At 66.1% G+C, this 24473-nt stretch carries 22 protein-coding genes; 12 read left to right on the top strand and 10 right to left on the bottom strand.

From position 1 onward, the window contains the following. Positions 1–2 precede the first annotated feature (2 nt). Positions 3–1682, top strand: a complete 1680-nt coding sequence (locus BLT40_RS09420) for a BatD family protein (RefSeq protein WP_176809137.1) — start codon at positions 3–5, stop codon at positions 1680–1682. On the opposite strand, the gene BLT40_RS09415 is transcribed toward BLT40_RS09420, so the two are convergent. After that, positions 1679–2191, bottom strand: coding sequence for an O-acetyl-ADP-ribose deacetylase (locus BLT40_RS09415; RefSeq protein ID WP_090352755.1), 513 nt, complete (start codon positions 2189–2191; stop codon positions 1679–1681). The two genes, BLT40_RS09420 and BLT40_RS09415, sit on opposite strands and share 4 nt — an antisense overlap. Positions 2192–2268: 77 nt before the next feature. Here BLT40_RS09415 and BLT40_RS09410 point away from each other — a divergent pair, with 77 nt between their 5' ends. The 3 genes from BLT40_RS09410 (at position 2269) to BLT40_RS09400 (ending at position 7078) form a co-directional block, all read left to right on the top strand. Next, positions 2269–2730, top strand: coding sequence for a MarR family winged helix-turn-helix transcriptional regulator (locus BLT40_RS09410; protein ID WP_036110181.1), 462 nt, complete (start codon positions 2269–2271; stop codon positions 2728–2730). 122 nt (positions 2731–2852) lie between these two features. After that, positions 2853–3980 (top strand): efflux RND transporter periplasmic adaptor subunit, encoded by a 1128-nt coding sequence (locus BLT40_RS09405; protein WP_090352754.1) that lies wholly within the window; start codon positions 2853–2855, stop codon positions 3978–3980. Continuing rightward, positions 3977–7078: an efflux RND transporter permease subunit gene (locus tag BLT40_RS09400; protein WP_090352753.1), complete on the top strand. Its 3102-nt coding sequence runs from the start codon at positions 3977–3979 to the stop codon at positions 7076–7078. Before BLT40_RS09405 ends, BLT40_RS09400 begins: the two co-directional genes overlap by 4 nt. A gap of 33 nt (positions 7079–7111) precedes the next feature. Here the strand turns inward: BLT40_RS09400 and BLT40_RS09395 are convergent, their stop codons facing one another. The 3 genes from BLT40_RS09395 to BLT40_RS09385 form a co-directional block, all read right to left on the bottom strand. After that, positions 7112–8554: a M20/M25/M40 family metallo-hydrolase gene (locus BLT40_RS09395; RefSeq protein ID WP_043696059.1), complete on the bottom strand. Its 1443-nt coding sequence runs from the start codon at positions 8552–8554 to the stop codon at positions 7112–7114. Positions 8555–8661: 107 nt separating this feature from the next. Further along, on the bottom strand, positions 8662–10032 hold the full coding sequence (locus BLT40_RS09390) for an ATP-binding protein (protein WP_052191523.1): 1371 nt from the start codon (positions 10030–10032) through the stop codon (positions 8662–8664). Between the two features lie 44 nt (positions 10033–10076). Continuing rightward, positions 10077–10790, bottom strand: a complete 714-nt coding sequence (locus BLT40_RS09385) for a response regulator (protein WP_036117065.1) — start codon at positions 10788–10790, stop codon at positions 10077–10079. A 146-nt stretch (positions 10791–10936) separates the two neighbouring features. Here BLT40_RS09385 and BLT40_RS09380 point away from each other — a divergent pair, with 146 nt between their 5' ends. The 3 genes from BLT40_RS09380 to BLT40_RS09370 all read left to right on the top strand — a co-directional run bounded on the left by BLT40_RS09380 (position 10937) and on the right by BLT40_RS09370 (position 15430). Continuing rightward, the gene (locus BLT40_RS09380; protein WP_090352752.1) at positions 10937–11236 is read left to right on the top strand and encodes a hypothetical protein; all 300 of its coding nucleotides are present in this window, start codon (positions 10937–10939) and stop codon (positions 11234–11236) included. Positions 11237–11259: 23 nt separating this feature from the next. Then, positions 11260–12246: a helix-turn-helix domain-containing protein gene (locus BLT40_RS09375; RefSeq protein ID WP_176809136.1), complete on the top strand. Its 987-nt coding sequence runs from the start codon at positions 11260–11262 to the stop codon at positions 12244–12246. A 187-nt stretch (positions 12247–12433) separates the two neighbouring features. Next, the gene (locus BLT40_RS09370) at positions 12434–15430 is read left to right on the top strand and encodes an outer membrane beta-barrel protein (protein WP_255363982.1); all 2997 of its coding nucleotides are present in this window, start codon (positions 12434–12436) and stop codon (positions 15428–15430) included. A 186-nt stretch (positions 15431–15616) separates the two neighbouring features. On the opposite strand, the gene mscL is transcribed toward BLT40_RS09370, so the two are convergent. Together mscL and BLT40_RS09360 are read right to left on the bottom strand one after the other, a co-directional pair. Further along, positions 15617–16027 (bottom strand): large-conductance mechanosensitive channel protein MscL, encoded by a 411-nt coding sequence (gene mscL, locus BLT40_RS09365; RefSeq protein WP_036110199.1) that lies wholly within the window; start codon positions 16025–16027, stop codon positions 15617–15619. A gap of 73 nt (positions 16028–16100) precedes the next feature. After that, positions 16101–16787 (bottom strand): fumarylacetoacetate hydrolase family protein, encoded by a 687-nt coding sequence (locus BLT40_RS09360; RefSeq protein ID WP_036110202.1) that lies wholly within the window; start codon positions 16785–16787, stop codon positions 16101–16103. A 122-nt stretch (positions 16788–16909) separates the two neighbouring features. Between BLT40_RS09360 and BLT40_RS09355 the strand changes: the two genes are divergently transcribed. Genes BLT40_RS09355 through BLT40_RS09340 form a run of 4 tightly spaced genes read left to right on the top strand, consistent with a single transcriptional unit; the run spans position 16910 to position 21388 of the window. Beyond that, complete coding sequence (locus BLT40_RS09355; protein ID WP_079520392.1) at positions 16910–18166, top strand: efflux RND transporter periplasmic adaptor subunit; 1257 nt, start codon at positions 16910–16912, stop codon at positions 18164–18166. Between the two features lie 20 nt (positions 18167–18186). Next, positions 18187–18873, top strand: a complete 687-nt coding sequence (locus BLT40_RS09350; RefSeq protein WP_090352750.1) for an ABC transporter ATP-binding protein — start codon at positions 18187–18189, stop codon at positions 18871–18873. 14 nt (positions 18874–18887) lie between these two features. Continuing rightward, positions 18888–20054 (top strand): ABC transporter permease, encoded by a 1167-nt coding sequence (locus BLT40_RS09345; RefSeq protein WP_079520394.1) that lies wholly within the window; start codon positions 18888–18890, stop codon positions 20052–20054. An 11-nt stretch (positions 20055–20065) separates the two neighbouring features. Beyond that, entirely contained in the window at positions 20066–21388 is a 1323-nt protein-coding gene (locus BLT40_RS09340; RefSeq protein WP_176809135.1) for an ABC transporter permease, read from the top strand. 4 nt (positions 21389–21392) lie between these two features. On the opposite strand, the gene BLT40_RS09335 is transcribed toward BLT40_RS09340, so the two are convergent. From BLT40_RS09335 to BLT40_RS09320, 4 genes are all read right to left on the bottom strand, one after another. Then, a complete protein-coding gene (locus tag BLT40_RS09335) occupies positions 21393–21662 on the bottom strand; it encodes a hypothetical protein (protein ID WP_143025862.1) in 270 nt (89 codons plus the stop codon). Positions 21663–21784: 122 nt separating this feature from the next. Continuing rightward, the gene (gene yedA / locus BLT40_RS09330) at positions 21785–22699 is read right to left on the bottom strand and encodes a drug/metabolite exporter YedA (RefSeq protein ID WP_090352749.1); all 915 of its coding nucleotides are present in this window, start codon (positions 22697–22699) and stop codon (positions 21785–21787) included. Positions 22700–22793: 94 nt separating this feature from the next. Then, on the bottom strand, positions 22794–23672 hold the full coding sequence (locus BLT40_RS09325) for a methylated-DNA--[protein]-cysteine S-methyltransferase (RefSeq protein ID WP_043696033.1): 879 nt from the start codon (positions 23670–23672) through the stop codon (positions 22794–22796). Between the two features lie 73 nt (positions 23673–23745). Next, positions 23746–24033 (bottom strand): hypothetical protein, encoded by a 288-nt coding sequence (locus tag BLT40_RS09320; RefSeq protein WP_036110224.1) that lies wholly within the window; start codon positions 24031–24033, stop codon positions 23746–23748. A 79-nt stretch (positions 24034–24112) separates the two neighbouring features. Between BLT40_RS09320 and BLT40_RS09315 the strand changes: the two genes are divergently transcribed. After that, positions 24113–24454, top strand: a complete 342-nt coding sequence (locus BLT40_RS09315) for a Rieske (2Fe-2S) protein (RefSeq protein ID WP_036110227.1) — start codon at positions 24113–24115, stop codon at positions 24452–24454. Positions 24455–24473 lie beyond the last annotated feature (19 nt).

The raw sequence follows: 24473 nt of genomic DNA, 5'->3' as shown, positions 1-24473 counted from the left end.
CGATGCGTCGCGTAATCCTCGCCTTCTTTCTGATGTGCGTGCCCGTCGTCGTCCTGGCACAAGCCAGCGGGCCAACGGCCTCGCTCGACCGAACGACGATCGGCGCGGGCGAAACCGTCACCCTGAACATCGAAGGCGCCGACGACGCCGACCCGTCGCCGGACCTCGCGCCACTGATGCAGGACTTCGTGGTTCTCGGCACATCCACCAGCCATAACCTCAGCATCATCAACGGGCGCCGTGAGGCGCATACCGTGCTTGGCGTCGCGTTGCGACCGCGTCGCGAAGGTCGTCTGACCATCCCGTCGCTGGTCATCGGGGGGCAGCGGACACAGCCCCTCTCGGTGGAGGTCAGCGCCTCCGCCGATACCGGCGCGGTACCGGCGGAGAAGTCCGTCGTTCTCGAGGGCAAGGCGGATCCCGCGCAGGTGTATGTCGGTCAGCAGATCGATTACACGCTGCGCCTGTACTTCGCCGTCAATCTGGCGGATGGACAGCTCGGCGATCCGTCGGCGGAAGGGGCCGAGGTCCGCCGTGTGGGGCAGGACGCGAACTTCCAGACCGTTCGCGGGGGCCGGCGGTTCAACGTGGTCGAGCGTCACTACGCCATTTTTCCCCAGCGCGCCGGGGCGCTGTCCATCCAGCCGCCAGCCTTTCAGGGCACGGCGGTGGATCCCACGGACGCCAATGCGTTCTTCGGCGCGGGTTCGCCCGTCAATGCCGTGGCCGAGCCCAGCAGCATCCAGGTGCGTGCGCGTCCGACCGCTGCGGCCAGCGGTGCGTGGATACCCGCCCGCGAACTCAAACTCGCCCTCGACGGTGTGCCACCCGATGGCAAGGCCCGCGTCGGTCAACCGCTGACGCTGACCATGCGGCTCGATGCGACGGGCATGCCGTTCGAGGCGCTGCCGGCGCTGTCGCTGCCGACGCTCGACGGCGCGGACGTCTATCCCGACAAGGCGGTTACCGGTGGCGGCGTCAGCGGGCCGTGGATCACGGGCCACCGGCAGCAGGGCTTCGCCGTGGTGCCAACGCGTCCGGGAACCCTGCATATTCCCGAGACGACGCTGCACTGGTGGAACGTGGTGACCGACAAGGCCGAAGTGGCGACATTGCCGGCACGCGACATCGAGGTCGCACCCGCCAGCGGCGCGGCGGTGGCCGCCGCCGGAACCACGCCGGTCGCGCAGACGGTCCGGCCGGACGCTTCGTCAGCGGCGGGCTCTACGGTTGTCGAAGCCGGCTTGCCGTGGCGATGGCTGTTCTTCGGCGCGCTCGCCTTGTGGCTGGTCACCGTCGGTATCTGGGTGATCCTGCGCCGACGCGGTGGGGTCATCGCGGCCGCGAGACCGGCGGAGGCGACAGCACCGGCGACCCGCGAAGGTCCGGCGCGTGAGGTTTTTCTCAAGAGTGTCGACGCCGACGAGCCTGCCGCCATCGAGCGCAACCTGCTTATCTGGGCGCGCGCGGTGCAGCCATCGATACGCTCACTGGGTGCGCTGTCGACCGCTCTGGCCCCGGGTTCGCAGCCGGTCGCGATCGCCGGTCTGCAGCGCGCACGCTTCGCTGGCGGCACGCTCGACCGGAGCGCCTTGCGGACGGCGTTCGCCAAGGGCTTCGTCTGGAAATCCGTCGGCGGCGCCGGTGACACGCCGGGCCTGCCGCCGCTCTACCCTCGCTAGGGGTTGAGCGCCGTCTCGTACGCGCGCGTCATCGCGGCACCGAACGTGCAGAAGATTACCTGCGCAGGCCTCCACGGCGCGCCGCGCAGGGTGTCGACGGCGACCCGGGCGGCCGCCTCGGGCGGGTAACCGTAGACCCCCGCGCTGATGGCGGGAAAGGCGATGGAGTCGATGCCGTGCTCCTTCGCCAGGGCCAGGCTGGCGCGGTAGCAGGCCGCCAGCAGCCCGGCTTCGCCGCGTGTGCCGCCGTGCCAGACCGGTCCCACGGTATGAATCACGAAGCGCGCGGGCAGGTCGAACCCCGGCGTGATCCGCGCTTCGCCGGTGGGGCAGCGAACGCCTCGCGGGCTTTCGGGGAGCGCACGGCAGGTCGCCAGCAATCGCGGCCCCGCGCCACGGTGGATCGCGCCGTCCACGCCCCCTCCGCCCAGGAGGGATTCGTTCGCCGCGTTGACGATGGCGTCGACGGCCAGCGTCGTGATGTCGCCTTCGCGAATCGTGAAGCTCATGGCTCAACTCCTTGTGACGGCACGCCCGCAATTGGCTACGATGGCGCCTTGTCAGTTCTGTATTGTTTCAGAAGGTTATGGCCGACTCGCTCAAAGTTGAAGACATCTCGTTCGCCTATCTCATCAACGACGTGACCTTGCTCTTCCGCAAGCACTTCGATCGGCGGGCCGTGCGCTTTGGGCTGACGCGCGCGCAGTGGCGTGCCCTGAAGGCGCTTCATCGCCGGCCAGGCATGCGCCAGAACGAACTGGCGGAGCAGCTCGATATGGAGCCGATCGCCGTAGGCAGGGTCATCGACCGCCTTCAGGCCGCCGGTTTCGTGGAACGTCGCGCCGATCCCAAGGATCGCCGCGCCTGGCGCCTGCACGATACGGAGCAGGCCCGCGGGGTGATCGACGACATGGAAGACATCGCACGCGGCCTGCGCCGGGATGCGACGCAGGGCATCTCGCCCGACGACCTCCAGGTCATGCTGGCCGTCATGGACCGCATGAAGGAAAACCTCCAGGGCCTCGATGGTCCCGGCGAGGAACTCTGAGCGCGGGGTCAACCTCGGCGCCGGATATGCGTTAGCTTTTACGGATAGCCCACCCGAAAAAAAACCATGTCCGCGTCATCGAGCGCGGCGACCGGAGCCTGAGGGTTCCGGCCGGAGTCCTCATGCAGCGATCCCCAGGGAAGAAACTCGTTCTCATCATCGGCCTGGTGGCCCTCGCCGCGGCCGGTGTGGGCGTATGGCGTCACGAGACGGGCGGCAAGGAGGCCCCGAAATCGCTCAACGGCAAGCAGGCATCGGCGGGTACGCCGGTCACCACAGCCGTCGCGCAGCGCGGCGAGATCGATCTGCCGCTCAAGATCATCGGCAGGGCTGAGGCGTATTCGACGGTCAACGTGCGTTCCCGCGTCAGCGGTCAGCTCGATACGCTGGCTTTCACGCCCGGCACCCACGTGAAAAAGGGCGATCTCCTTGCCCGGGTCGATCCGCGTCCGCTCAAGGCCGCGCTCGACGAAGCCCAGGGCAAGGTGGCCAGCGACGAGGCTCAGCTGGCCAAGGCCGAGGCGGACCTCGGGCGTTACCAGAACATGCTCGGCAAAGGCTTCGTCAGTCGCGCGGATTTCGATCTGTACAAGGCCAACCTCGGTGTGGCCCGCGCCGCCCTCGTCAGCGATCGTGCCGCGGCGCGTGCCGCGCAGACGCAGCTCGACTTCACCACGATCTCCGCGCCCTTCGATGGTGTCACCGGTGCGCCTCTGGCCTATCCGGGGGCGACGCTTACCGCCGACACGACCGATATCGTGGTGCTCAATCAGGTCGATCCCATCCGTATCGCCTTCGCGATTCCCGAGGACAGTCTGGCCGCGGTGCGCAACAGCGCGCGTCGCGGCGCGCTCCCCGTCCAGGCGAAAATCCCCGGCGACACCGGTGGACCGCTGAAGGGCGAACTGGAGTTCATCGACAACGCCGTCGATGTCACGACCGGCACGATCGTCCTGAAAGCGCGTTTCGCGAATGCGGACGGCCGCCTCACCGCGGGCCAGTTCGCTGAAGTGACCCTGCCGACGACGCGGCTGACCGATGCCGTCAGCATCCCGGTGATCGCGTTGCAGAGTTCATCCGCAGGCACCTTCGTCTTCGTGGTCAAGGCCGACAAGACCGTGGAACAGAGGCCCATCACGACGGGTGCGACGACCGCCGACCGGGTCGTCGTGGACAAGGGCCTGCAGGCGGGCGAACGCGTCGTCACCGAAGGTCAGCTGTTGCTCGTCGACGGTGCGCGAGTGCGATGAACCTGCCGGAGCTCTGTATCCGTCGTCCCGTCATGACCACGCTGCTGATGGCGGCGCTGGTGATCTTCGGCATCGTCGCGTACCCGAAGCTGCCGGTGAACGAACTGCCGAACGTCGACTTCCCGACGATCAATATCAGCGCGAGCCTGCCGGGCGCGTCGCCCGAGACGATGGCCTCGTCCGTCGCGACACCGCTGGAGGCGCAGCTGTCCACGGTCGCCGGCATCGACTCGATGAGCTCGTCCAGTTCGCTGGGCTCGACCACGATCACCGTGACCTTCGCCCTCGACCGCAGCATCGACGGCGCGGCTCAGGACGTGCAGGCGGCGATCTCCGCGGCGCAGCGCCAGTTGCCGCAGGACATGCCGACGCCACCCACCTACCGCAAGGTGAATCCGGCCGACGCGCCCATTCTGTTCCTCACCATGCAGTCGTCGACCTTGCCGCTGTCGACGGTCGACGACTACGCCGAGACCGAACTCGCGCAGCGCCTGTCGATGGTCGACGGCGTGGCCCAGGTCAACGTCTACGGTTCGCAGAAGTACGCGGTGCGCATCGCCGTCGATCCCGATCGTCTGGCGGCCACCGGTATCGGCGTCGATCAGATGTCCACCGCCATCGCCGCGGCCAACGTCAACAAGGCTACCGGCTCGCTCAACGGAAGTCGCCAGTTGCTGTCCATTCGTTCGGACGGCCAGTTGATGCGTGCCGCCGACTACGGGCAGATCGTGGTCGCTTACCGCAATGGCGCGCCCGTACGGCTTTCCGATATCGCCGTGCCGCGCGACAGCGTGCAGGACGACCAGAAGGCCAGCTGGTTCAACGGCGTCCGTGCGATCACGCTGGCGATCCAGCGGCAACCGGGCGCGAATACCGTCGAAACGGTCGACCGGATCCTCGCGTTGCTGCCCGGTTTTTCCGAGACGCTGCCGCCGTCGGTCAAGCTCGACGTGATGTACGACCGCTCGGTGTCGATCCGCGACTCCGTGCACGACGTGCAGTTCACGCTGGTGCTGGCGGGTATTCTCGTGGTGCTGGTGATCTACCTGTTCCTCGGCAATGCGTCGGCGACCCTGATTCCGGCGGTGGCGCTGCCCATCTCCGTACTGGGCACGTTCGGCGCGATGTTCGCGCTGGGCTACAGTCTCGACAATCTCTCGTTGCTGGCGCTGACGCTGGCCGTCGGCTTCGTCGTGGACGACGCGATCGTGATGCTCGAAAACATCATGCGTCACATCGAACTCGGCGAGACGCCCTACGAAGCTGCGATCAAAGGCGCGACCGAAATCGGCTTCACCATTTTCTCGATGACGCTGTCGCTGGTGGCGGTTTTCATCCCGGTGATGTTCATGGGCGGCATCGTGGGGCGTCTTTTCCACGAGTTCGCCGTGGTCATCAGCGTGTCGATCCTGATTTCCGGATTCGTCTCGATCACGCTGACGCCCATGCTGTGCAGCCGTTTCGTCAAGGCGCACGACCACGACAAGCGCAGTGTCATCGTGGTCTGGTTCGACAAGGGCTTCAGCGCCGTGACCGATGGCTACACGCGCACGCTCGCCTGGTGCATGCGCCATCCGCGCACGGTGCTGGCGGTCTTCGCGCTCAGTCTCGTCGCCACCGGCGTCCTGTTCGTCGTCACGCCGAAGGACTTCATTCCGGCGGGCGACAGCGGTCAGTTACGTGTCACCACGGAGGGGCCGACGGATATTTCGTTCGCGGCGATGTCCGCGCGACAGAAAGTGCTGGCGCAGCTTGCGCAGGACGATCCGAATATCCAGGGTGTGATGTCGAGCGTCGGCGCCGGCGGTGCGCGCGCCACGGTGAATTCCGGCTCGCTGCTTCTGCGACTGAAGGATCCCGGCGACCGCGGGCATACGACGCCGGACGAAATCATTCAGGCGCTCCGGCACAAGTTCGCCGACGTGCCGGGTATCCGTACCTACATCCAGAATCCCCCGGCGATCCAGGTCGGTGGGCGCCAGTCGAAGGCACAGTACCAGTACACCGTGCAGTCCACCGATCTGAGCGCGCTGTATGCGTGGTCCGGAAAGCTGGTCGCGGCATTTCAGAAGCTGCCTGGTTTCCAGGATGTCACCACCGATCTGGACCTCAATAGTCCGTCGATGGTGGTGACCGTCAATCGCGATAAGCTGGGTCCGCTCGGGCTGACGATGGATCAGGTGCAGTCCGCCCTGGGCGATGCATTCGGTGAGAACCAGATCTCCACGATTTACGGCACGGCCACGCAGTACTGGGTGATCCTGCAGGTGGAGCGACGCATGCAGGACGACCCGGCGGTCCTGTCGAAGCTTTACGTCACCTCGGACACCGGCAAGCTCGTGCCGCTGAACACCGTCGCGCAATTCGTGCGCAAGCCGCAGGTGCTGACCGTGAACCACCAGGGCCAGCTGCCCGCGGTCACGGTGTCGTTCAATCTCGCACCGGGTGTGTCGCTGAGCGACGCGGTGCAGAGCATTCAGCGCGCGACGGCTCAGATGAATCTTCCCGGCACGCTCAGCGGCAGCATCCAGGGCACGGCGCAAGCCTTCCAGGATTCGGTCAAGGGCATGGGATTGCTCCTGCTGCTGGCGGTGTTCGTGATCTATCTCGTGCTGGGCATCCTGTATGAGAGTTTCATCCACCCGCTGACGATTCTCTCGGGTCTTCCCGCCGCCGCGGTCGGCGCGTTGCTCACGCTGGTGCTTTTCGGCGCGTCACTGGATTTGTTCGCCTTCGTGGGCATCGTGATGCTGGTGGGCATCGTGAAGAAAAACGCGATCATGATGATCGACTTCGCGCTCGAACGTCAGCGCGAGAGAGGCGTGGCTCCGCATGAAGCGATCTTCGAGGCCTGCCGCGTGCGTTTTCGTCCGATCATGATGACCACGATGGCGGCATTCGCGGGAACGCTGCCGATCGCGCTGGGTATCGGTGCGGGCGCGGAGACGCGCCGTCCTCTAGGACTGGCTGTCGTCGGTGGCCTGGTGGTGTCGCAGATCCTGACGTTGTATCTCACGCCGGTGATCTATCTGTACATGAACCGGTTGCAGGATCGGCTGGCGTCGCGGAAGCCGGCGCGACAAGCGCCGGCTGTGTAGGAGCGCGCGGGGCGCGCTCCTACATGGTCCTATTTAGTCGTGCGCGCCGTCTTTTGCGAACGCACCGGCCGCCGAACCGAAATTTCCATCCGCCTGCGCAGCCAGATACGCAAAGGTCGCGTACACCGCCACGTTCTGCGCGAGCGCCTTCGGATCGATCTTGTCCAGCGTGTCGTTGGCGTTGTGGTGGTAATCGAAGTAGTCGGTGCCGTCCTGCGTCAGCGAGAGCGCGGCCATGCCTTTGGCATGCATCTGCGACAGGTCGGATCCACCGCCGCCGGGCCGGGCCGCGTCGTACGTCACGCCGATCGGCTCGATCACCCTGGCGATCTGCTCGATCGCGCCGCGTGCTTCGGGCTTCACGCTGGCGCTCATGCGCCAGATGCGGCCGGCGCCGAAATCGGATTCGGTACCCAGCTGAAACTTCGCCACGTCTTTCGCATGCGCTTCGGCATAGGCGCGTCCACCCCACAGACCCATTTCCTCGTTGGCGAAGGCGATGACGCGGATCGTGCGATCAGGGCGCTGCGGCATGTCCTTGATCAGCTTTGCCGCGGCGGCGGCGATCGCCACACCCGCGCCGTCATCGATGGCGCCGGTGCCCAGATCCCACGAATCCAGATGTCCGCCGATGGCGACGACCTGATCCGGGTGCTTGCGACCGGTGACTTCAGCGATGACGTTGGAGCCTTCGTACGTGCCCGCAAAGCCGACATCGAGGTCGAGCTTCAGCGTGACCGGCTTGCCTTCCTTCAGAATGCGCTCGAGCTGATCGGCATCGGGCAGGGAAAGCGCGGCAGCCGGGATCGCGTCCTTCGGATCCTTGAAGCCGGTGACGCCCGTGTGCGGCGTGCGGCTGTGCGGATCGGTGCCCGCCGACCGCAGCAGGAACGCGGCGGCGCCCATCTTCGCGGCCAGGACCGGGCCGCCCGTGCGCGTGGCTGAGCCCTTGCCGTAGTCGTGGCCGTCCTTCTGCTGCTGCATGTGCGTCGAGACGTAGACGATCTTGCCCTTCACGCTGGCCGGGTCGGCGTTCCTGAACGCATCGAGGTCGTCGAAGCCGACGACTTCGGCCGTGAGGCCACCCTGCGGGGTGCCGGCGGAATAGCCCAGCGCGGTCAGAGCGAGAGGCTGCGGAAAGGGCGACACGACCGCTGCGTGCTCGCTGCGGCGCTGCCAGAGCGGGTAGCTGACCTTCTCGGTGTAGACCTTGTCGAAACCCATGGCCTTGAACTTCGCCACGGTCCAGGCGACGGCGCGCGCGTCGGCGGCGCTGCCGGCCACGCGGGGACCCACTTCCGTGGTCAGGCCGGTCACGAATTCGTAGCCGGTGTCGTCGCTCATCGCGCGATCGCGCAAGGCGGTGGCGGCGGCGATCGCCTTGTCCGGAATGGTCGTCGCCTTGTCGGCGGCATGGGCGGTGAAAGCGAGCGCAAGGCACGCAGCCAGCGTGTGCAGGCGGAAGATATGACGCATGGTGACCCCCGGGACGGTAAAGGTCGATTATGACCATGGCGCGGGGTGCGGCCGCGTAGGTCGAAAGTCATGGTCCAGCCGTCCGGACGGCTGGACGGCTCCCGAAGTTACGGTTGTGGCAGGCTCACCACTACGCGCAGACCGCCTTCCTTGCGGTTGCGCAGCACGATGCTGCCGCCGTGATCGAGCACGATGGCGCGGACGGTGGCGAGGCCGAGGCCGATGCCGCCGGTGTCGCGGTTTCGCGAGGATTCCAGACGGAAGAACGGCGCGAAGACCTGTTGCTGCATGGCCTCGGGAATGCCCGGGCCGTCGTCATCGATTTCGAGCAGGCATTCGCCACGGACGGTGCGCAGGCGCATGCGCACCCTTTGCCCGTACTTGATCCCGTTTTCGACGAGGTTGACGACAGCGCGGCGCAGCGCCACCGGATCGCCGTCGAGCGTCACGGGCGGCCCGGAAAACACCGCCACGTCATGTCCCACGTCGACCAGGTCGTCGCTCACGCTCTCGACCAGCAGCCGGAAATCCAGCGGCTGGCGTTGCGTGCCCAGCGAGCGGTCGCGCATGAAATCGAGCGCGGCGGAGATCATCGTCTTCATCTCCTGGAGGTCGCCGTCCACCTTGGCGCCGAGCGGGCCGGGCAGGCCGTCGAGCCGGAACGACAGGCGCGTCAGCGGCGTGCGCAGGTCGTGCGCGATCGCGGCGATCATGTGCGTGCGCTCGTGGAGCAGACGATTCACGCGCCCCTGCATGCCGTTGAAGGCATCGACCGCACGACGCATCTCGGGCGGTCCCTCACGCGGCACCGGCGGCGCGCTGGTGTCCGCACCCAGACGCTGTGCCGCCTCGGCGAAACGATGGATCGGTGCCGACAGCGCCCGGGCGAACCACCATGCGAAGGGCAGCAGCACCAGCACGCTCACGCCGAACAGCAGGAACAGCTCCTGCTGAAGCATGGAAGGAAAGGGCTCCACGGGCACCGAGGCGACCCGCCATCGGCCATCCGCCTGTCGCCACCCGACCAGCGACCCCGCGCCCATGCTGACGCGCATCGCGCCGGGGTGGCGGTCCATGCCGCTGTCCACCGCATAGACGCGAAGGTCATCCTGGGCGACGCGCAGAAGGCCCGCCAGCCGCGGAAGGAGGTGTGCCGACAGGCGACTGTCGGAACCGTCCGGGGGCGTGGGCGCGTCGGCCTGGGTGCGCACATCGAGGTCGGCGGGGTTGGGCGGCATGAAGTCCATGCCGGGCGGGCCGCGGCGGTCGTCGCCGGGCAGCATGGCCGTGGCCTGGCCGTCGCGTGGCGCGGAGCCGGGCGGCCTCCGGTCGTCGAAGTCGCGCTGGCCGAACGGCGCTCCGTCGTTCCGCAGGGCGGCCGCCACGTCGAAGAGGCTCGCCATGGGCGGCAGCGTCGGCGGACGGAGGACGAGTACGCCCACCCCGATGCCGGAGGCGATCAGCAGCGCGCACACCATCAGCAGAAAGCTGCGGGCGAAGATCGACAGGCCGGAACGTCGCGTCACAGGCGGGTGACCTTCGGCAGGAGCATGTAGCCCTCGTTGCGCACGGTACGGATCATTTCGTCCTGCGCGCGGTCATTCAGTTTGCGCCGCAGCCGGCTGATCTGCGTGTCGATGGCGCGGTCGAACACGTCCGCGCGGCCCCGGTGAACGAGGTCGAGCAGCTGATCGCGGCTCAGGATGCGTTGCGGGTGTTCGACGAAGGCGCGGAGCAGGGCGAACTCGCCATCGGAAAGATTGATGAAGATGCCGGTCGGATCGCGCAGGTCGCGCCGCGTCAGATCGAGGCGCCAGCCGGCAAAACCGTAAGGACGGATCTCCTCGGCGGGTGAAGGCGCGTCCTGGCTGCTGCGCCGCAGGACGGCACGCACGCGGGCCAGCAGCTCGCGTGGGTTGCAGGGCTTGGCCAGGTAGTCGTCGGCACCGACTTCCAGCCCGATGATCCGGTCGGTATCGCTGCCGAGCGCACTCAGGATGATGACCGGGGGACCCTTCTCGGCGGCGAGGCGCCGCGCCGCGCTCAGGCCGTCCTCGCCCGGCATCATCACGTCGAGCACGATGAGGTCCGGTCGCTCACGTTCGATGGAAAGCGACATCTGGGCGACGTTTTCGGCTGCATGCACACGGTATCCGTGACCGCCGAGGAAATCGGTGATCAGCCCGCGCAGTTCGGGATCGTCATCCACGACGAGGATGAGTGACTGAAGGTCCATGGTCATGCTGCTTTAAATACCAGACCAGTCTACGAGGCGTTTGTCCCCGCGGCAAAACAGCCGACACAAAGCGGACACAAAAGGACATTCCCTCGTGACGGAAGCCACTTAGCGTGTGCAGACACCGCACACCACTAAGGATGGCCATGAAACCGTTCAACGCGCTGCCTTCGCTGCTCTTCTCCTTCGGGATCGCCCTGGCCGCCGCGGCGGCCGCCCAGGATCGGCCGCCCGGTCCCCCGGACGGTCGCCAGGCGCACCGCGACCCGAAGGTCGAGGCGGCGCTGGACGATTGCTGGAACGAACTCGGTGGCGAAGAGGACGACCCGGTGCCGCCGGACCTCATGGCTCAGTGCATGGATGAGAAGGGATTCAAGCGGCCTGTCGGGCCGCCCCCCGGCCCGGACGGCGCGCCTCCGCCGCCTCCGCCTCCCCCCGCCTCATAACCGGAATGACCGCCTTGTCGTCCATGTCGTATGCATTTCCTCCGCTGTCGCGCTCCGATGACGGTATCGAAAACAACCGGCTGCTTGCCCGGCGTTTCTGGCAGGCCTTTGTCGAGCGAGCACCCAGCCGCTTCGAAACCAGCACGCTCGTGGACGGCTACGCTGGCGATCGCCTGCGCCTGGGCGCGTTCCGGCACACGCCGCACGTGCTGACCGAGGCGGCGCTTCCGCGCGAGCATCGTCAGGCGGTGCTGCTGACCTTGCAGCTCGACGGACGGGCGCGTGTCGAGCAGCACGGGCGGCACAGCGACCTGGCCGGGGGCGATTTCTGCCTGATCGACCTGTCCCAGCCCTTCCGGCTGGAACTGGGGCGTTGCAGCGTCCAGTCGATCCATCTTCCGCTGTCGGTCCTGCGCGACGCCATCCCACGCCTGGACGATGTGGCGGCGGTCGGCCTGCCCGGACACCTGGGTCCCGTGGGCTACCTGCGTGTCCTCTTCCAGGAAATGTTCGCGCATCCCGCGGGCCTGTCCGAACCGGTAGCCGACCGGCTGGCCGATGCGATTCCCCATATGCTTGCCGCCGCGCTGGAATCCGTGGACGCGAGTGAATCGTCCCCCTCGCGCCTGCGGCAGTACCACAAGCGTCAGGTGCGTCAGTTCGCCCGCGAGCACCTCGCCGATCCCGAGCTGTGCATCGACATGATCGCGAAGGGTGTCGGTCTCTCGGCCAGTCATCTGTTCGAATTGTTTTCCGACGAAGACCTGACCCTCATGCGCTGGGTTCGACTCGAGCGCCTCGCACGGTGCCAGCGCGAACTGTCCGATCCCCGCCTTCGTCATCGCGGCATCGCGCAGATCGCCCACGCCTGGGGCTTCGGCGACATGACCAATTTCAGTCGTTGCTTCCGCGACCATGTCGGTACGTCACCGCGTCGTTTCCGTCAGGCCGCAATGGTCGGGACGTTGCCGCCGGTGGATCGTTCGGACGTCCAAACGTCCGACGAATGACCGAATGATGCGGCAGTTTCCGCCGTATGGATGCAGGTTCTTAACACTAAATTGAAGTCGTGGCCCCGTCGGCCACGCATCGACGAAGTCATAAAACGAATCACACGTCACGGGCAATTGGGGAAGGCGCCTTGCCAGGGTGCCGGCCTCGTGGCGTCGCGCATCCTAAATTTCGGGGAGTTTCCTAGTGAAGAATTCGACATCCATCCGCCTGAGCCGGATCAGCCTCGCGCTGGCCCTGGCGCTGGGCAGCACCGTGGCCATCGCGCAGTCGACCACCGGCAGCATCTTCGGCCAGGCGCCCGTCGCCGAGGGCGAGTCGGTCCAGGTCAAGAGCACCTCGGGTGTGACGCGTGAAGTCGCCGTGGGCAGCGACGGCCGTTACACGGTGGGTTCGCTGCCGCTCGGCAGCTATACCGTATCGCTCATGCAGGGCGGCAAGGTCGTCGACACGCGCAGCGACGTCGGCCTTCGTGTCGGTTCCGGTACGGAAGTGTCCTTTGCCGCGGCCTCGGGCGATGCGACGAGCCTGAGCTCGGTCACCGTGTCGGCCAACGCGCTCCCAGCCATCGACGTGTCCAGCGTCGACGCACGTACCGTCATCACCTCCCAGCAGCTGGCGAAGCTGCCGCTGGCGCGCAGCGCCGAAGCGATCGCGCTGCTCGCGCCAGGCGTCGTTCCGGGTTACAGCGGCTTCAAGAGCGGTACCACGGGTGGCTCGCTCGTTTCGTTCGCCGGTTCGTCGGTCACCGAGAACGCCTATTACCTCAACGGCTTCAACACCACCGACCCGCTCAGCGGCTTCGGCGGCATCAGCCTGCCCTATGGCGCGATCGATCAGCAGGAAATCCTCAGCGGCGGCTACGGTGCGGCTTACGGTCGCTCGGACGGCGGCGTGATCAGTCAGAGCGGCAAGCGCGGTACCAACGAATGGCACTTCGGTGCGCAGGTTCAGTGGACACCGGCGTTCGCGCAGGGCGTGAGCCCGAGCTCGTATTACGTGACCGGTGCCAACGCGGGCAATCTCTACCGTCGTTATTCCGACAACAAGTCCTGGGAAACCACCGAGAGCGCGTATGTCGGCGGCCCGCTGATCAAGGACAAGCTGTTCTTCTTCGCGGCGGTCGAAGGCGACAAGAAGGCCGGTAACAGTGTCGGTCCCGCGACGTCGTCGTACAACACCGATTACGAGTACAACAATCCGAAGTGGTACACCAAGGTCGACTGGAACATCAACGACAACAACATCCTCGAGCTGACCGGCGCGTCGACGAAGACGTCGTACAAGGGTAACGAGTACGACTACGACTACGCGACGAACCAGACGGGCGATCTGAACAGCTTCGACACTTCGACGAAGAACAGCGCCCGGGTCTCGATCGCCAAGTACACGAGCTACATCACCGACGATCTCACGCTGACCGCCATGTACGGTAAGCAGAAGATGACGTACTTCAGCCAGACCCCGGGTTACGACCCATCGCTGGAGTACATCAGTGGTTCGGAGTTCGAGAACCCGGCGATCACCGGCGGCAATTCCATCGTCAATTCTCAGACGGTGCTGACCGCGAACGATCCGAACCACCGCGCCACCAGCAGCAACCTGCGCGTCGATCTGGCGTGGAAGATCGGCGATCACACGATTACCGGTGGTATCGACAACCTCAACTCGCACGACGTCGACGATGGGGAGACCGGCTCGGCCTGGATCTACGGTTACGGCGATCCGGCGACCAACATCAGCGACAGTCCGTACGTCGCCGCGCCGAGCACCGGTGCGGGCGGTCAGGACGGCTACTACGTATCGAAGTACCTCTACAGCACCTCGGCGTCGGTGCGCGTGAAGCAGCGCGCCCAGTACATCGAAGACAGCTGGCAGGTGGACGATCGCTGGCTGGTGAAGATCGGCCTGCGTAACGACCAGTTCACCAACTACAACCCGAGCGGTGAAGCCTTCCTGCGCATGACCAAGCCGCAGTGGGCGCCGCGCCTGGGCTTCAGCTGGGACGTGAACGGCGACTCGTCGCTTAAGGTCTACGCGAACGCCGGTCGTTACTACCTGGCCATGCCGGCGTCCGTCGCGCTGCGCGCCGCCGCCGGTTCGCTGTACACCAACGAGTACTACACCTACACGGGCATCGACGCTAACGGCAATCCCACCGGCCTGACCCAGCTGGCCTCGTCCACGGGTGGCGCGGTGTCGGCCAATAACGAGTACGGCACACCGCCGGACGCGAAGACCGTGGCCTCCAGCAACATCAAGTCCGAGTACCAGGATGAATACATGCTGGGCTTCACCCAGCAGATCAACGCGGACTACGTCTGGGGCATGAAGGGTCAGGTGCGCAAGCTGCGTAACATCCTGGACGACATCTGCGACACCACCACGATCGCGAGCAAGGCGCAGTCGCTCGGCTACGACGTCGACGCCTCCACGCTCAACGGTTGCTACCTGTCCAATCCGGGTCGTAGCAACACATACCGCATCGTCAACCCGGCCGGCGGTTACTACAGCGTCTCGGTCTCCGCGGCCGACTTCGGCATGCCGAGCGCCAAGCGTAGCTACTACGGTCTGGAGACCTTCCTCGAGCATCCGTTCGATGGCAAGTGGCAGGCCAAGATCGACTACGTCTACTCGAAGAGCTACGGCAACACGGAAGGCCAGGTGCGCTCGGACATCGGTCAGACCGACGTGTCGGCGACGGTCGACTGGGACTTCGGCAAGCTGATGGAAAACTCCAACGGTCTGCTCTCCAACGACCGCACGCACCAGCTGAAGATCTACGGTTCATGGCAGGCGGCACCGGAGTGGATGCTCTCGGGCAACATCGCGCTGATGTCGGGCACACCCAAGACCTGTATCGGTTACTACGGCGCGGATGAGAGCAACCCGGTCGGTTACGGCAGCTATTACCACTACTGCGGTGGCGTCGCCTCGGCACCGGGCGACGCGGGTCGCCAGCCGTGGCAGCACATCATCTCGGTCTCGGCGGAATATCGCCCGATGTGGGCCGACCAGAAACTTGGCTTCAATGTCATGGTCTATAACCTGCTGAACGAGTCGGTGCCGACGTCGACGTATGCGATCTATGGCAGCAGCAAGGCGCTGAACACCAACTACGACCGCATCAACTACTTCAGCACGCCGCGCTACGTCCGCTTCGGTATCAATTACGACTTCTGATCGACCGATCCAAAACCATTCCAACAATAAGCGCCGTGAGTCTCCCGACTCATCTCCCGCGGCGCAACGTTCTCCCCGGATCAGGCCGCCGAGCTCCCACTCGGCGGCCTCTTTTTTTTCCAGACAGCAAAAAGGGACGAGGCAAGCCGGACATGCCGGTCACCTCGTCCCTCCGAAAGCGCGGAATCAGACGCGCGGCGGCTGCTGCCTGAGCAGGTCGCGGATTTCCGTCAGCAGCACCACGTCGGCGGCCGGTGCGGCCGGCTTGGCCTCTTCGCGATGCGTCAGGCGGTTGATCGCCTTGACCACCATGAAGATGGCGAACGCGATGATGACGAACTGGATCAGTACGTTGATGAACACGCCGTACTGGATCGCCACTTCGGCGGTCTTGGTCGCGGCGTCGGCGGGTTTGAGCACCCACTTCCAGTCTGAAAAGTCGATGCCGCCGATCAGCCAGCCGATGGGGGGCATGATGATGTTGTCCACCAGCGAGGTGACGATCTTGCTGAACGCCGCACCGACCACAACACCGACCGCGAGGTCGATGACGTTGCCGCGTAGTGCGAACTTCTTGAATTCCGCGACGATGCTCATCGTGGGTTTCTCCTTCTGGGTCTGGGCGTCGAACGTAAAAAACTAACGTTCCGGATGTCAGGACTTTGCGAAGTCAGACCACGCGACCTTCGAGCGTGGCGACGCCTTCGAGGGTCGCACGGAAACGATCGCCGCGCAGCAATGCCGATACACCGGCCGGTGTACCGGTGTAGACGATGTCGCCCGCCTTGAGCTCAAACAGCTTCGACAGCGCCGAGAGGATCGCCGGGACATCGAGCAGCATGTCGCCGAGGGTGGCCGCCTGCCGGGTCTCGCCGTTGATCTCCAGCGAGATCCGCGTCGCAGCGGTTGGCGTGACCTCCGAGGCGGGAACCAGGGCGGAGACCGGTGCCGAATGGTCGAAGGCCTTGGCGACGTCCCACGGCGAGCCCTTGGCCTTGGCCTGGGCCTGCAGGTCGCGGCGGGTCAGGTCCAGACCCACACCGTAGCCCCAGACCGTGGCGGCGGCCTGCTCGAGGGTCAGGTCCGTACCGCCCGATCCCAGCGCCACGACCATCTCCACTTCGTGGTGCAGATCGTGGGTGACGGAAGGGTAGGGCACGTCGGCTCCGTCGGTGACGAGGGCATCGGCGGGCTTGGTGAAGAACATCGGATTGGCCGTGTCGACCGACGCGCCCATCTCTTTGGCGTGGTCGGCGTAGTTACGGCCGATGCAGAAGACGCGACGGACCGGGAAACGCTCGCTGCGCCCGGCGACGGGGATGCTCGGCTGGGCCGGCGAAGGGATGACGGTATTCATGGGCGCCAAGACTATCAGGTGACACCTGTCACGGCAGATGACTGATGGGCGGAAGTGGCGCACGGTCCGCCCGGATCGCATGATCTTGCCGACGATCCGTATCGCCAGGGGACCACGGGGACATGAACTCGAACGCCGAACTGCTGCGGCAGCTGAAGATCGACAAGTCGCACAGGGAATCCCCAAGGGGTGGGAACGGCGGCGCCACGAAGATGGCGCTGATCGTGCTTGCCGTTCTCATCGTTCTGCTCGCCCTGGGCGGAGCGGCCTGGGCTTGGCTGGTGCATCGGCCCGTCGAGGTGACGGTAGCGACCGCGATCGCGCCGGCCGGTGCCGCGGAAGCCGGGGCGGTGCTGCAGGCCACGGGCTATGTCACCGCGCGGCGCCAGGCCACGGTCTCCGCGCAGATCACCGGCACGCTCACGGAGGTGCTGATCGAGGAAGGCGACCGGGTGAAGAAAGGCCAGGTGCTGGCGCGCCTGGAAGACAACGCCCTGCGCGCCGGCCTCGACGCCAACCGGGCGAACGCGGCGGCGGCGCGCGCCAGCGTGGTGCAAAGCCAGACCCAGCTCGAGCAGGCACTGCGCGACGCCGATCGGCAGGAGGCGCTGGTCGGCCGGGGCCTGGTCTCCAGACAGATCGCCGAGCAGGGACGTACGCAGGCCAACACCTATCGCGCCCAGCTCAACACGGCGCGTCGCCAGGCCGACGCCGCGGACGCTCAGGTCAGTGTCGGCCAGGTCAACCTCGACTACACGGTGGTCCGTGCGCCGTTCGACGGCGTGATCACCGACAAGGCGGCGCAGGTCGGCGAGATCGTGTCGCCGCTTTCGGCGGGCGGCGGTTTCACCCGTACCGGTGTCGGCACCATCGTCGACATGGATTCGCTGGAGATCGACGTCGACGTCAACGAGGCCTATATCGGCCGGGTCAAAGCCGATATGCCCGCCGAGGCGTTGCTCGACGCCTACCCGGACTGGAAGATCGGCGCGCATGTCATCGCCATCGTGCCCGCGGCGGATCGCGGCAAGGCCACGGTGAAGGTACGCGTCGCCCTGGAATCGAAGGACGCGCGGATCGTTCCCGACATGGGCGTGCGCGTGTCGTTCCTCGAACGCCGGGCGGAGCCGGTGGCCGACGCACCCAAAGGCGTGCTCGTCCCGGCCGGCGCGCTGGCGCGTCGCGACAACCGCGATGTCGTCTTCGTCGTCGCGAGCGACAAGGCGATGCGTCACGACGTCACGCTCGCCGCACGCAACGACGGCGAGCAGCGTCTGGTGACGCAGGGCCTCGCCCCCGGTGACAGCGTCATCGTGACTCCGCCCGACTCGCTCACCGATGGTGCCGCCGTCCGCGTCGCCACCCGCCCTTCGCCCTGATACGCAAGGAGACACGTCCCATGGCTACCCTGATCGACATCCAGGATCTTTCCAAGGTCTATGAGCGCGGCCGGCAGAAGGTCGAGGTACTGCATGGCGTGAACCTGAAGATCGAGGAAGGCGACTTCCTCGCGCTGATGGGACCGTCGGGCTCCGGCAAAACCACGTTGCTCAATCTCATCGGCGGTCTCGACACACCGTCAGGTGGCAGCATCGCGGTGGCCGGGGACCGCATCGACCGGCTGGGTGCCGGTGCGCTGGCGCGCTGGCGCGCGGCGCACGTGGGCTTCGTTTTCCAGTTCTACAACCTGATGCCGATGCTGACCGCGCAGCGCAACGTGGAACTGCCGCTGCTGCTGACCCGACTTTCCGCCGCGCAGCGCAGGCAGAACGCGTCGATCGCGCTGCAGCTGGTCGGTCTCGCGGATCGTTCGTCACACAAGCCGTTCGAACTCTCCGGCGGTCAGCAACAGCGCGTCGCGATCGCACGCGCGATCGTTTCCGATCCCACGCTGCTGGTCTGCGACGAGCCGACCGGCGATCTGGATCGCCAGTCGGCCGAGGAGATCCTCGGTCTTCTGCGCGAACTCAATCGCGAGCACGGCAAAACGATCGTGATGGTGACGCACGACCCGAAGGCGGCCGAGTACGCCAACCATACCCTGCATCTCGACAAGGGCAGCCTTGTCGGACAAGCCATGGCCTGACCGAGGACGCCCGCATGAAATACATGCATCTGATCTGGGCCGCGTTGTTCCGGCGCAAGACGCGTACCTTCTTCACCCTGGTGTCGATCCTGGCGGCATTCCTGCTGTTCGGCATGCTGGACGCGACACGTGCCGCGTTCGCCTCGGGCGACAGCGTCGTCGGCGTGGATCGCCTCATCACCACGTCGAAGTATTCGATCATCCAGTCGCTGCCGGCGAGCCTGTCCACACGCATACAGGCGATTCCCGGGGTGAAGGCCGTGGCCGCCGCCAATTGGTTCGGCGGCATCTATCAGGATCCGAAGAATTTCGTGCTGAGCTTTGCCGTCAGCGAGAATTACCTCGACATCTATCGTGAGATCGAACTGCCCGCGGACCAGCGCAAGGTCTACGAAAACACGCGTACCGGCGCGGTGGTCGGTGAAGCGCTGGCGAAACGCTTCGGTTGGAAGATCGGCGACAAGGTGCCGCTGCAGTCGACGATCTTCCCGCAGCGTAACGGCGACAAGACCTGGCCTTTCGATATCGTCGGCATCTACAAGCCGGCCAAGGGCGCGGCGAACGGTACGGACCAGCAGTTCTTCTTCCATCACAAGTATTTCGAAGACGCCAACGCATTCCAGAGCGTCGGTACGACGGCAGGCTGGTACGCGGTGCAGCTGACCTCGGCGGACAAGGCGGACAGCGTCGCCAGGGCCATCGACGCGCTCTCCGCCAATTCCGACCACGAGACCAAGACGCAGACCGAGCAGGCGTTCAACGCATCGTTCGCCAAACAGCTCGGCGATATCGGGCTGATCGTGTCGGCGATCATGGGCGCGGTGTTCTTTACGCTGATCCTGCTTACCGGCAACACGATGGCGCAGGCCGTGCGCGAGCGGACCCATGAGCTGGCCGTCCTGAAGACCATCGGCTTCTCCAGCCACAGCGTCCTCGGCATGGTGCTGGCGGAAGGCATCCTGTTGCTGGTGCTCGGCGGCGTGCTGGGTCTGGCACTGGCCGGCATCGTGGTCCCCATCGTGGCCAAGGGCAGCGGCGGCATGCTCAATCTGCCACCCATCGGTACCCAGACCTGGATTCTCGGCCTCGTGCTGATGGTGGTGATCGGCGCCCTCGTCGGTGCCTTGCCCGCCCTCCGTGCCATGCGCCTCAACATCGTCGACGCGCTCGCCGGGCGCTGAAGGAACTCACCATGAAACGCATGAAGAAGTTCGGGTTCGGCCTGCTGACCCTGCTGATCGTCGCCGCGTTCCTCGTCGTCTGGATCGCGTTGCCCTGGCAGGGCATCGTCGCCATCGCCGTCGTATTCGCGCTGTGGATGGCGCTGACCCGTCGCGGACGACAGACCTGGCAGGTGACTCGCGTGGGACTCGCCACGGTGGTTCAGCGGCTCGGCTCGTCATCGGTGGTGGTGGTGGGCATCGCGGGCGTGGTCGGTGTACTCGTCGCCATGCTGGCGATGAGCGATGGTTTCGCCGAAACCCTGCGCTCCACGGGTAACGACCGGACGGCCATCGTCTTGCGCGGCGGCTCGCAGGCGGAGCTCAATTCCATCCTCGATCGTGACAGCGCCAACGTGGTGATGCAGGCGCCCGGTGTGAAGAAAGATGCCCAGGGCCGGCCGATCGCCTCGGGCGAACTCGTCGTCGTCGCCAACCTGCCACGCAAGAGCGATCCCGGCAGCGATTCCAATGTGCCCATCCGTGGCGTCAGCGCGGACGTGTGGTCGCTACGCGATCAGGTGAAGATCGTCGAGGGGCGCAAGTTCACTCCGGGGCTGCGTGAGCTCATCGTCGGCAAGGGCGCGCGGGGGCAGTTCGCGGGCCTCGATGTCGGCAGAAGCATCCGCCTCGCGGGACAGACCTGGACCGTGGTGGGCGAGTTCGTGTCGAACGACGTGCTGGAATCGGAACTGTGGGGCGATACGCAGAGCGTCGCATCGGCCTACCGGCGTGGCAGCAGCGTGCAGTCGGTGACGGTCATGCTGGATTCGCCCGCGGCATTCGACACTTTCAAAGCGTCGCTGGCTGGCGATCCGCGCCTGAAGGTCGACGTCAGCACGACGCAGGAATACTTCAGCAAGCAGTCCGAAGGCCTGACCAGGGTGCTGCGCGCCGTCGGTATCACGGTGGGCATCATCATGGCGATCGGTGCCGTGTTCGGTGCGCTCAATACGATGTTCGCCGCGATCCAGGCCCGGGCTCGCGAGATCGCCACGTTACGTGCGATCGGCTTTCGCGGGATACCGGTCGTGGTGTCGGTGATGCTGGAGACGATGTTGCTGGCGTTGCTCGGCGGCGTGATCGGTGCGGGCATCGTGTGGATCGTCTTCAATGGCTACACGGCGTCGACGCTCGGGGCGAACTTCAGCCAGGTGGTGTTCCGGTTCCATGTGAGCACCGCGCTCCTGTGGACGGGGATCAAATGGGCGTTGGCGATCGGCTTTATCGGCGGCCTGTTCCCCGCCTTGCGTGCCGCCCGGGTGCCCGTGACCACCGCGTTGCGCGAGCTCTGATTTCTCACGGCGCATCCGGTGGAAGCGCGTCGTCGGTCAGTTGCGGGTGGTCCGCCAGGACGACGTCGATCGCGCAGCGAGCGCGGTCGACGTCCCAGCGGCCGCCCCGTTCCTCGCAGGTGTCGAGATCGGCGTACATCGATTCGGTGTCGGCCCGGAAGCGCTGGCATGACGCGATGGCGGCCACGCCGATGCCCAGTACCGTCGCGCCGCGCGCCATGCATAGCCGCCGCCGATGGGTTCGTTGTGTCGGATTGGTCAGACTGCCCGTCATACCGCGCTCCCACCTAAGAGAAAAGCAGCCTAGGTGGGCTTGAGATTCGCGGACATCGAATAATTCTCAAAAATCGGCGCGCAGGCCCGGGACGAGACCTGCGTCACACTTGCCAGGGCGTCTCAGGCCTTGCGGGTCCGCATCATGGTGATGATGCCGACACCGACGAGGATGATCGCCATGCCCGCCAGGTCGAACGTGCCCACGTGCTCACCGGCGATGGCGACGCCGAACAGCACCGCCACGGGCGGATTCACGTAGGCGTAGCTGGTGGCCAGGGCGGGACGAACGGTCTTGAGTACGTAGAGATACGCGCTAAAGGCGATGATCGAACCGAACACGATCAGGTAACCCAGCGCGAGGGTGGCGCCCAGTTGCGGGTGCGCGGGGAAGCGCTCGCCATGCAGCATCGCGATGATCGCCAGCGAGACGCTGGCACAGAGCATCTGCGCGGCGGTGTTCATGGGGCCGGCCGGCATGTCCTGACGCTTGGACCACACCGAGCCGAAGGCCCAGGCCATGGCGGCGCAGATCAACGCGATCGCGCCGATCGGCGAGCCCGACAACCCGGCGCCAAGGTTGAGCACGACCACCCCGACAAAGCCCAGCAGCAGACCGACGGTTTCGCCGCGCGTGGGCCATTCACGATAGAGGCCGCCGAAGACCGCGGCGAACAGCGGCATGCTGGCCACCGCGACGGCGGCGATGCCCGAGCTGACCGACTGTTCGGCGAAACAGACCAGCCCGTTACCGCCGGCGAGCAACAGCGTGCCGACGATGGCGGCGTTCCGCCACTGTCGCGGGGTCGGCAAGGCGACACCGCGCACGCGCAGGACGGTGAACATCAGCACGCCGGCGATGGCGAAACGGATCGCCGCCATCAGGAACGGCGGATAGCTGACCAGCGCATAGCGGATGCCCAGATAGGTGGAACCCCAGATCAGGTACATCGACATCAGCGACAGCGGCACCAGCCAGCGCGCGGCGGCCAGCGTGGTGGCGGGGACTTTTTTTTCGGTACACACGGCGTCGGACATGGGGAACCCGGGGGCAGGCACGCGTCGCAAGATGCGGCGCGAATCACGAACGATATCGCCGCCGTCGTGGCCTTGGTAGCGAAACCTTCGAGGGTCAGCCTTGAGCGGCGCTCATGGCACGTTCGGTGGCGAGCAACTGCTGCTTGATCTCCATTCCCCAGCGCCACCCGCCGAGGCTGCCGTCTTCGCGGATGATGCGATGGCAGGGCACCAGCAGCGCCAGCTTGTTGCTGCCGCAGGCGCGTCCGATCGCACGTGCCGCCTTCGGCACGCCAAGTCTGGCGGCGAGCTCGCCGTAGCTGAGGGTCTCGCCGAGCGGTATCCGGGTCAGCGCTTCCCAGACGCGCCACTGAAAGGCGGTCGCGGCGATATCGAGTGGCGGCATGTCGGGGGCGGCGCCCCTTTCCCAGCCCAGCTCGCGGGTGACCCGGCCGATCACGGCGTCCAGCCATTCGTCGCGTCCCTCGTCGACGCGTTCCCGGTCGGCGAGCGGGAATTCTCCGGCCAGTCGCGTTTCCAGCGCCTCATCGTCGGCACCGAGCGTCACGGCGCAGATGCCCTTCGCCGTGGTGGCGACGAGCAGCCGGCCGAGCGGGGTACCCGTCGTGGTGTAGCGAATGGAGGCGCCCGCACCGCCGGCCCGGTAGCTCGCCGGGGTCATGCCGAGCCGGCGGTCGCTTTCCTCGTAGACGCGGCTGCCCGAGCCGAAACCGGCCTGATAGACCGCATCGGTCACGGCCGATCCTTCGCGAAGCGCATCGCGGAGCTGGCCGAAACGGCGGGCACGGGCGTACTCGGCCGGGCTGACGCCAAACCGGCGCCGGAAGGCGCGTTGCAGATGCGTGGGGCTGAGCCCGGCGATCGTGGCCAGACTGGCCAGATCGCTGGGCGCGTCATCTCGCTCCAGCGCGGCCCGGACACGGTCGAGCGGATCGTCGGCGGCGGGGCGGATGGTCTGGACCTGGGCTTTCATCGGGGCCTCCTGTCGTTGAAGGCCAGCGTAGGCGGACGCGACGACCGTCACCATCCGTTTCTTGCGCAGTGGCTCAGTGGTGAACCGGATCGCCCTGACGGATCACGACGAACTCGCCTTCGAGCACGTTCGGATCGTGCGTGGCGCGCGCCGCGGCCGGACGCGGCGCCGGGCGGACGCCGCCACGGGCCAGCTTCCACTGGCGGACCGCCAGGAACACCAGGCCGCCGGCCAGCAGCACGCCAAGGACGACCACACCGAACACGAGCAGCACCCCGAGCACGGCCAGACCGGCCACGACGGACAGGGCGCGGACCAGCGGGTTGCGAGAGCGGCGGATGGGCGGAAGGACGAAGCGCATTGGTTAAAAATCCGTGTGGCACAATGACATGCGTGGTTCCCCTTTACCTTGGGGCAACCCATCCCCACAGACAAGTGCCATGACTCCTACCGCCGACACCGCTCCCCTCTGCCTGCTGGCGGACATTCCCGATGGCAACGCCGTCGAAACCGAGGCCGTCATCCAGGGCGAGGTCGAGTCCCTGCTGATCTACCGCTCGGGGGAGGAGGCCCGCGCCTACCTCAACGTCTGTCCTCATGCGGGTCGGCGGCTGGACTATGCGCCGGGCAAGTTCCTGGTGCGCAATGGCACGATCATCTGCGCGGCGCATGGGGCGACGTTTACGGCGGAGAGTGGTGACTGCACCAACGGGCCATGTCGGGGAGATCGCCTGCGTGCGGTGCCGGTGTCGGTCGTCGACGGGGAAGTCCGACTGGCCTGAGAAATGCCGTAATCGCGGT

Source organism: Dyella sp. 333MFSha, assembly GCF_900102405.1.
GTDB classification, from domain to species: Bacteria; Pseudomonadota; Gammaproteobacteria; order Xanthomonadales; family Rhodanobacteraceae; genus Luteibacter; species Luteibacter mycovicinus.
This window is presented reverse-complemented; position numbering and strand designations above follow the sequence as displayed.

Excerpts from the sequence above, each read along its gene's own strand:
- BLT40_RS09420 (WP_176809137.1), top strand. The coding sequence starts at position 3 with ATGCGTCGCGTAATCCTCGCCTTCTTTCTGATGTGCGTGCCCGTCGTC.
- BLT40_RS09415 (WP_090352755.1), bottom strand. The coding sequence starts at position 2,191 with ATGAGCTTCACGATTCGCGAAGGCGACATCACGACGCTGGCCGTCGAC.
- BLT40_RS09410 (WP_036110181.1), top strand. The coding sequence starts at position 2,269 with ATGGCCGACTCGCTCAAAGTTGAAGACATCTCGTTCGCCTATCTCATC.
- BLT40_RS09405 (WP_090352754.1), top strand. The coding sequence starts at position 2,853 with ATGCAGCGATCCCCAGGGAAGAAACTCGTTCTCATCATCGGCCTGGTG.
- BLT40_RS09400 (WP_090352753.1), top strand. The coding sequence starts at position 3,977 with ATGAACCTGCCGGAGCTCTGTATCCGTCGTCCCGTCATGACCACGCTG.
- BLT40_RS09395 (WP_043696059.1), bottom strand. The coding sequence starts at position 8,554 with ATGCGTCATATCTTCCGCCTGCACACGCTGGCTGCGTGCCTTGCGCTC.
- BLT40_RS09390 (WP_052191523.1), bottom strand. The coding sequence starts at position 10,032 with ATGGTGTGCGCGCTGCTGATCGCCTCCGGCATCGGGGTGGGCGTACTC.
- BLT40_RS09385 (WP_036117065.1), bottom strand. The coding sequence starts at position 10,790 with ATGGACCTTCAGTCACTCATCCTCGTCGTGGATGACGATCCCGAACTG.
- BLT40_RS09380 (WP_090352752.1), top strand. The coding sequence starts at position 10,937 with ATGAAACCGTTCAACGCGCTGCCTTCGCTGCTCTTCTCCTTCGGGATC.
- BLT40_RS09375 (WP_176809136.1), top strand. The coding sequence starts at position 11,260 with ATGTCGTATGCATTTCCTCCGCTGTCGCGCTCCGATGACGGTATCGAA.
- mscL (WP_036110199.1), bottom strand. The coding sequence starts at position 16,027 with ATGAGCATCGTCGCGGAATTCAAGAAGTTCGCACTACGCGGCAACGTC.
- BLT40_RS09360 (WP_036110202.1), bottom strand. The coding sequence starts at position 16,787 with ATGAATACCGTCATCCCTTCGCCGGCCCAGCCGAGCATCCCCGTCGCC.
- BLT40_RS09355 (WP_079520392.1), top strand. The coding sequence starts at position 16,910 with ATGAACTCGAACGCCGAACTGCTGCGGCAGCTGAAGATCGACAAGTCG.
- BLT40_RS09350 (WP_090352750.1), top strand. The coding sequence starts at position 18,187 with ATGGCTACCCTGATCGACATCCAGGATCTTTCCAAGGTCTATGAGCGC.
- BLT40_RS09345 (WP_079520394.1), top strand. The coding sequence starts at position 18,888 with ATGAAATACATGCATCTGATCTGGGCCGCGTTGTTCCGGCGCAAGACG.
- BLT40_RS09340 (WP_176809135.1), top strand. The coding sequence starts at position 20,066 with ATGAAACGCATGAAGAAGTTCGGGTTCGGCCTGCTGACCCTGCTGATC.
- BLT40_RS09335 (WP_143025862.1), bottom strand. The coding sequence starts at position 21,662 with ATGACGGGCAGTCTGACCAATCCGACACAACGAACCCATCGGCGGCGG.
- yedA (WP_090352749.1), bottom strand. The coding sequence starts at position 22,699 with ATGTCCGACGCCGTGTGTACCGAAAAAAAAGTCCCCGCCACCACGCTG.
- BLT40_RS09325 (WP_043696033.1), bottom strand. The coding sequence starts at position 23,672 with ATGAAAGCCCAGGTCCAGACCATCCGCCCCGCCGCCGACGATCCGCTC.
- BLT40_RS09320 (WP_036110224.1), bottom strand. The coding sequence starts at position 24,033 with ATGCGCTTCGTCCTTCCGCCCATCCGCCGCTCTCGCAACCCGCTGGTC.
- BLT40_RS09315 (WP_036110227.1), top strand. The coding sequence starts at position 24,113 with ATGACTCCTACCGCCGACACCGCTCCCCTCTGCCTGCTGGCGGACATT.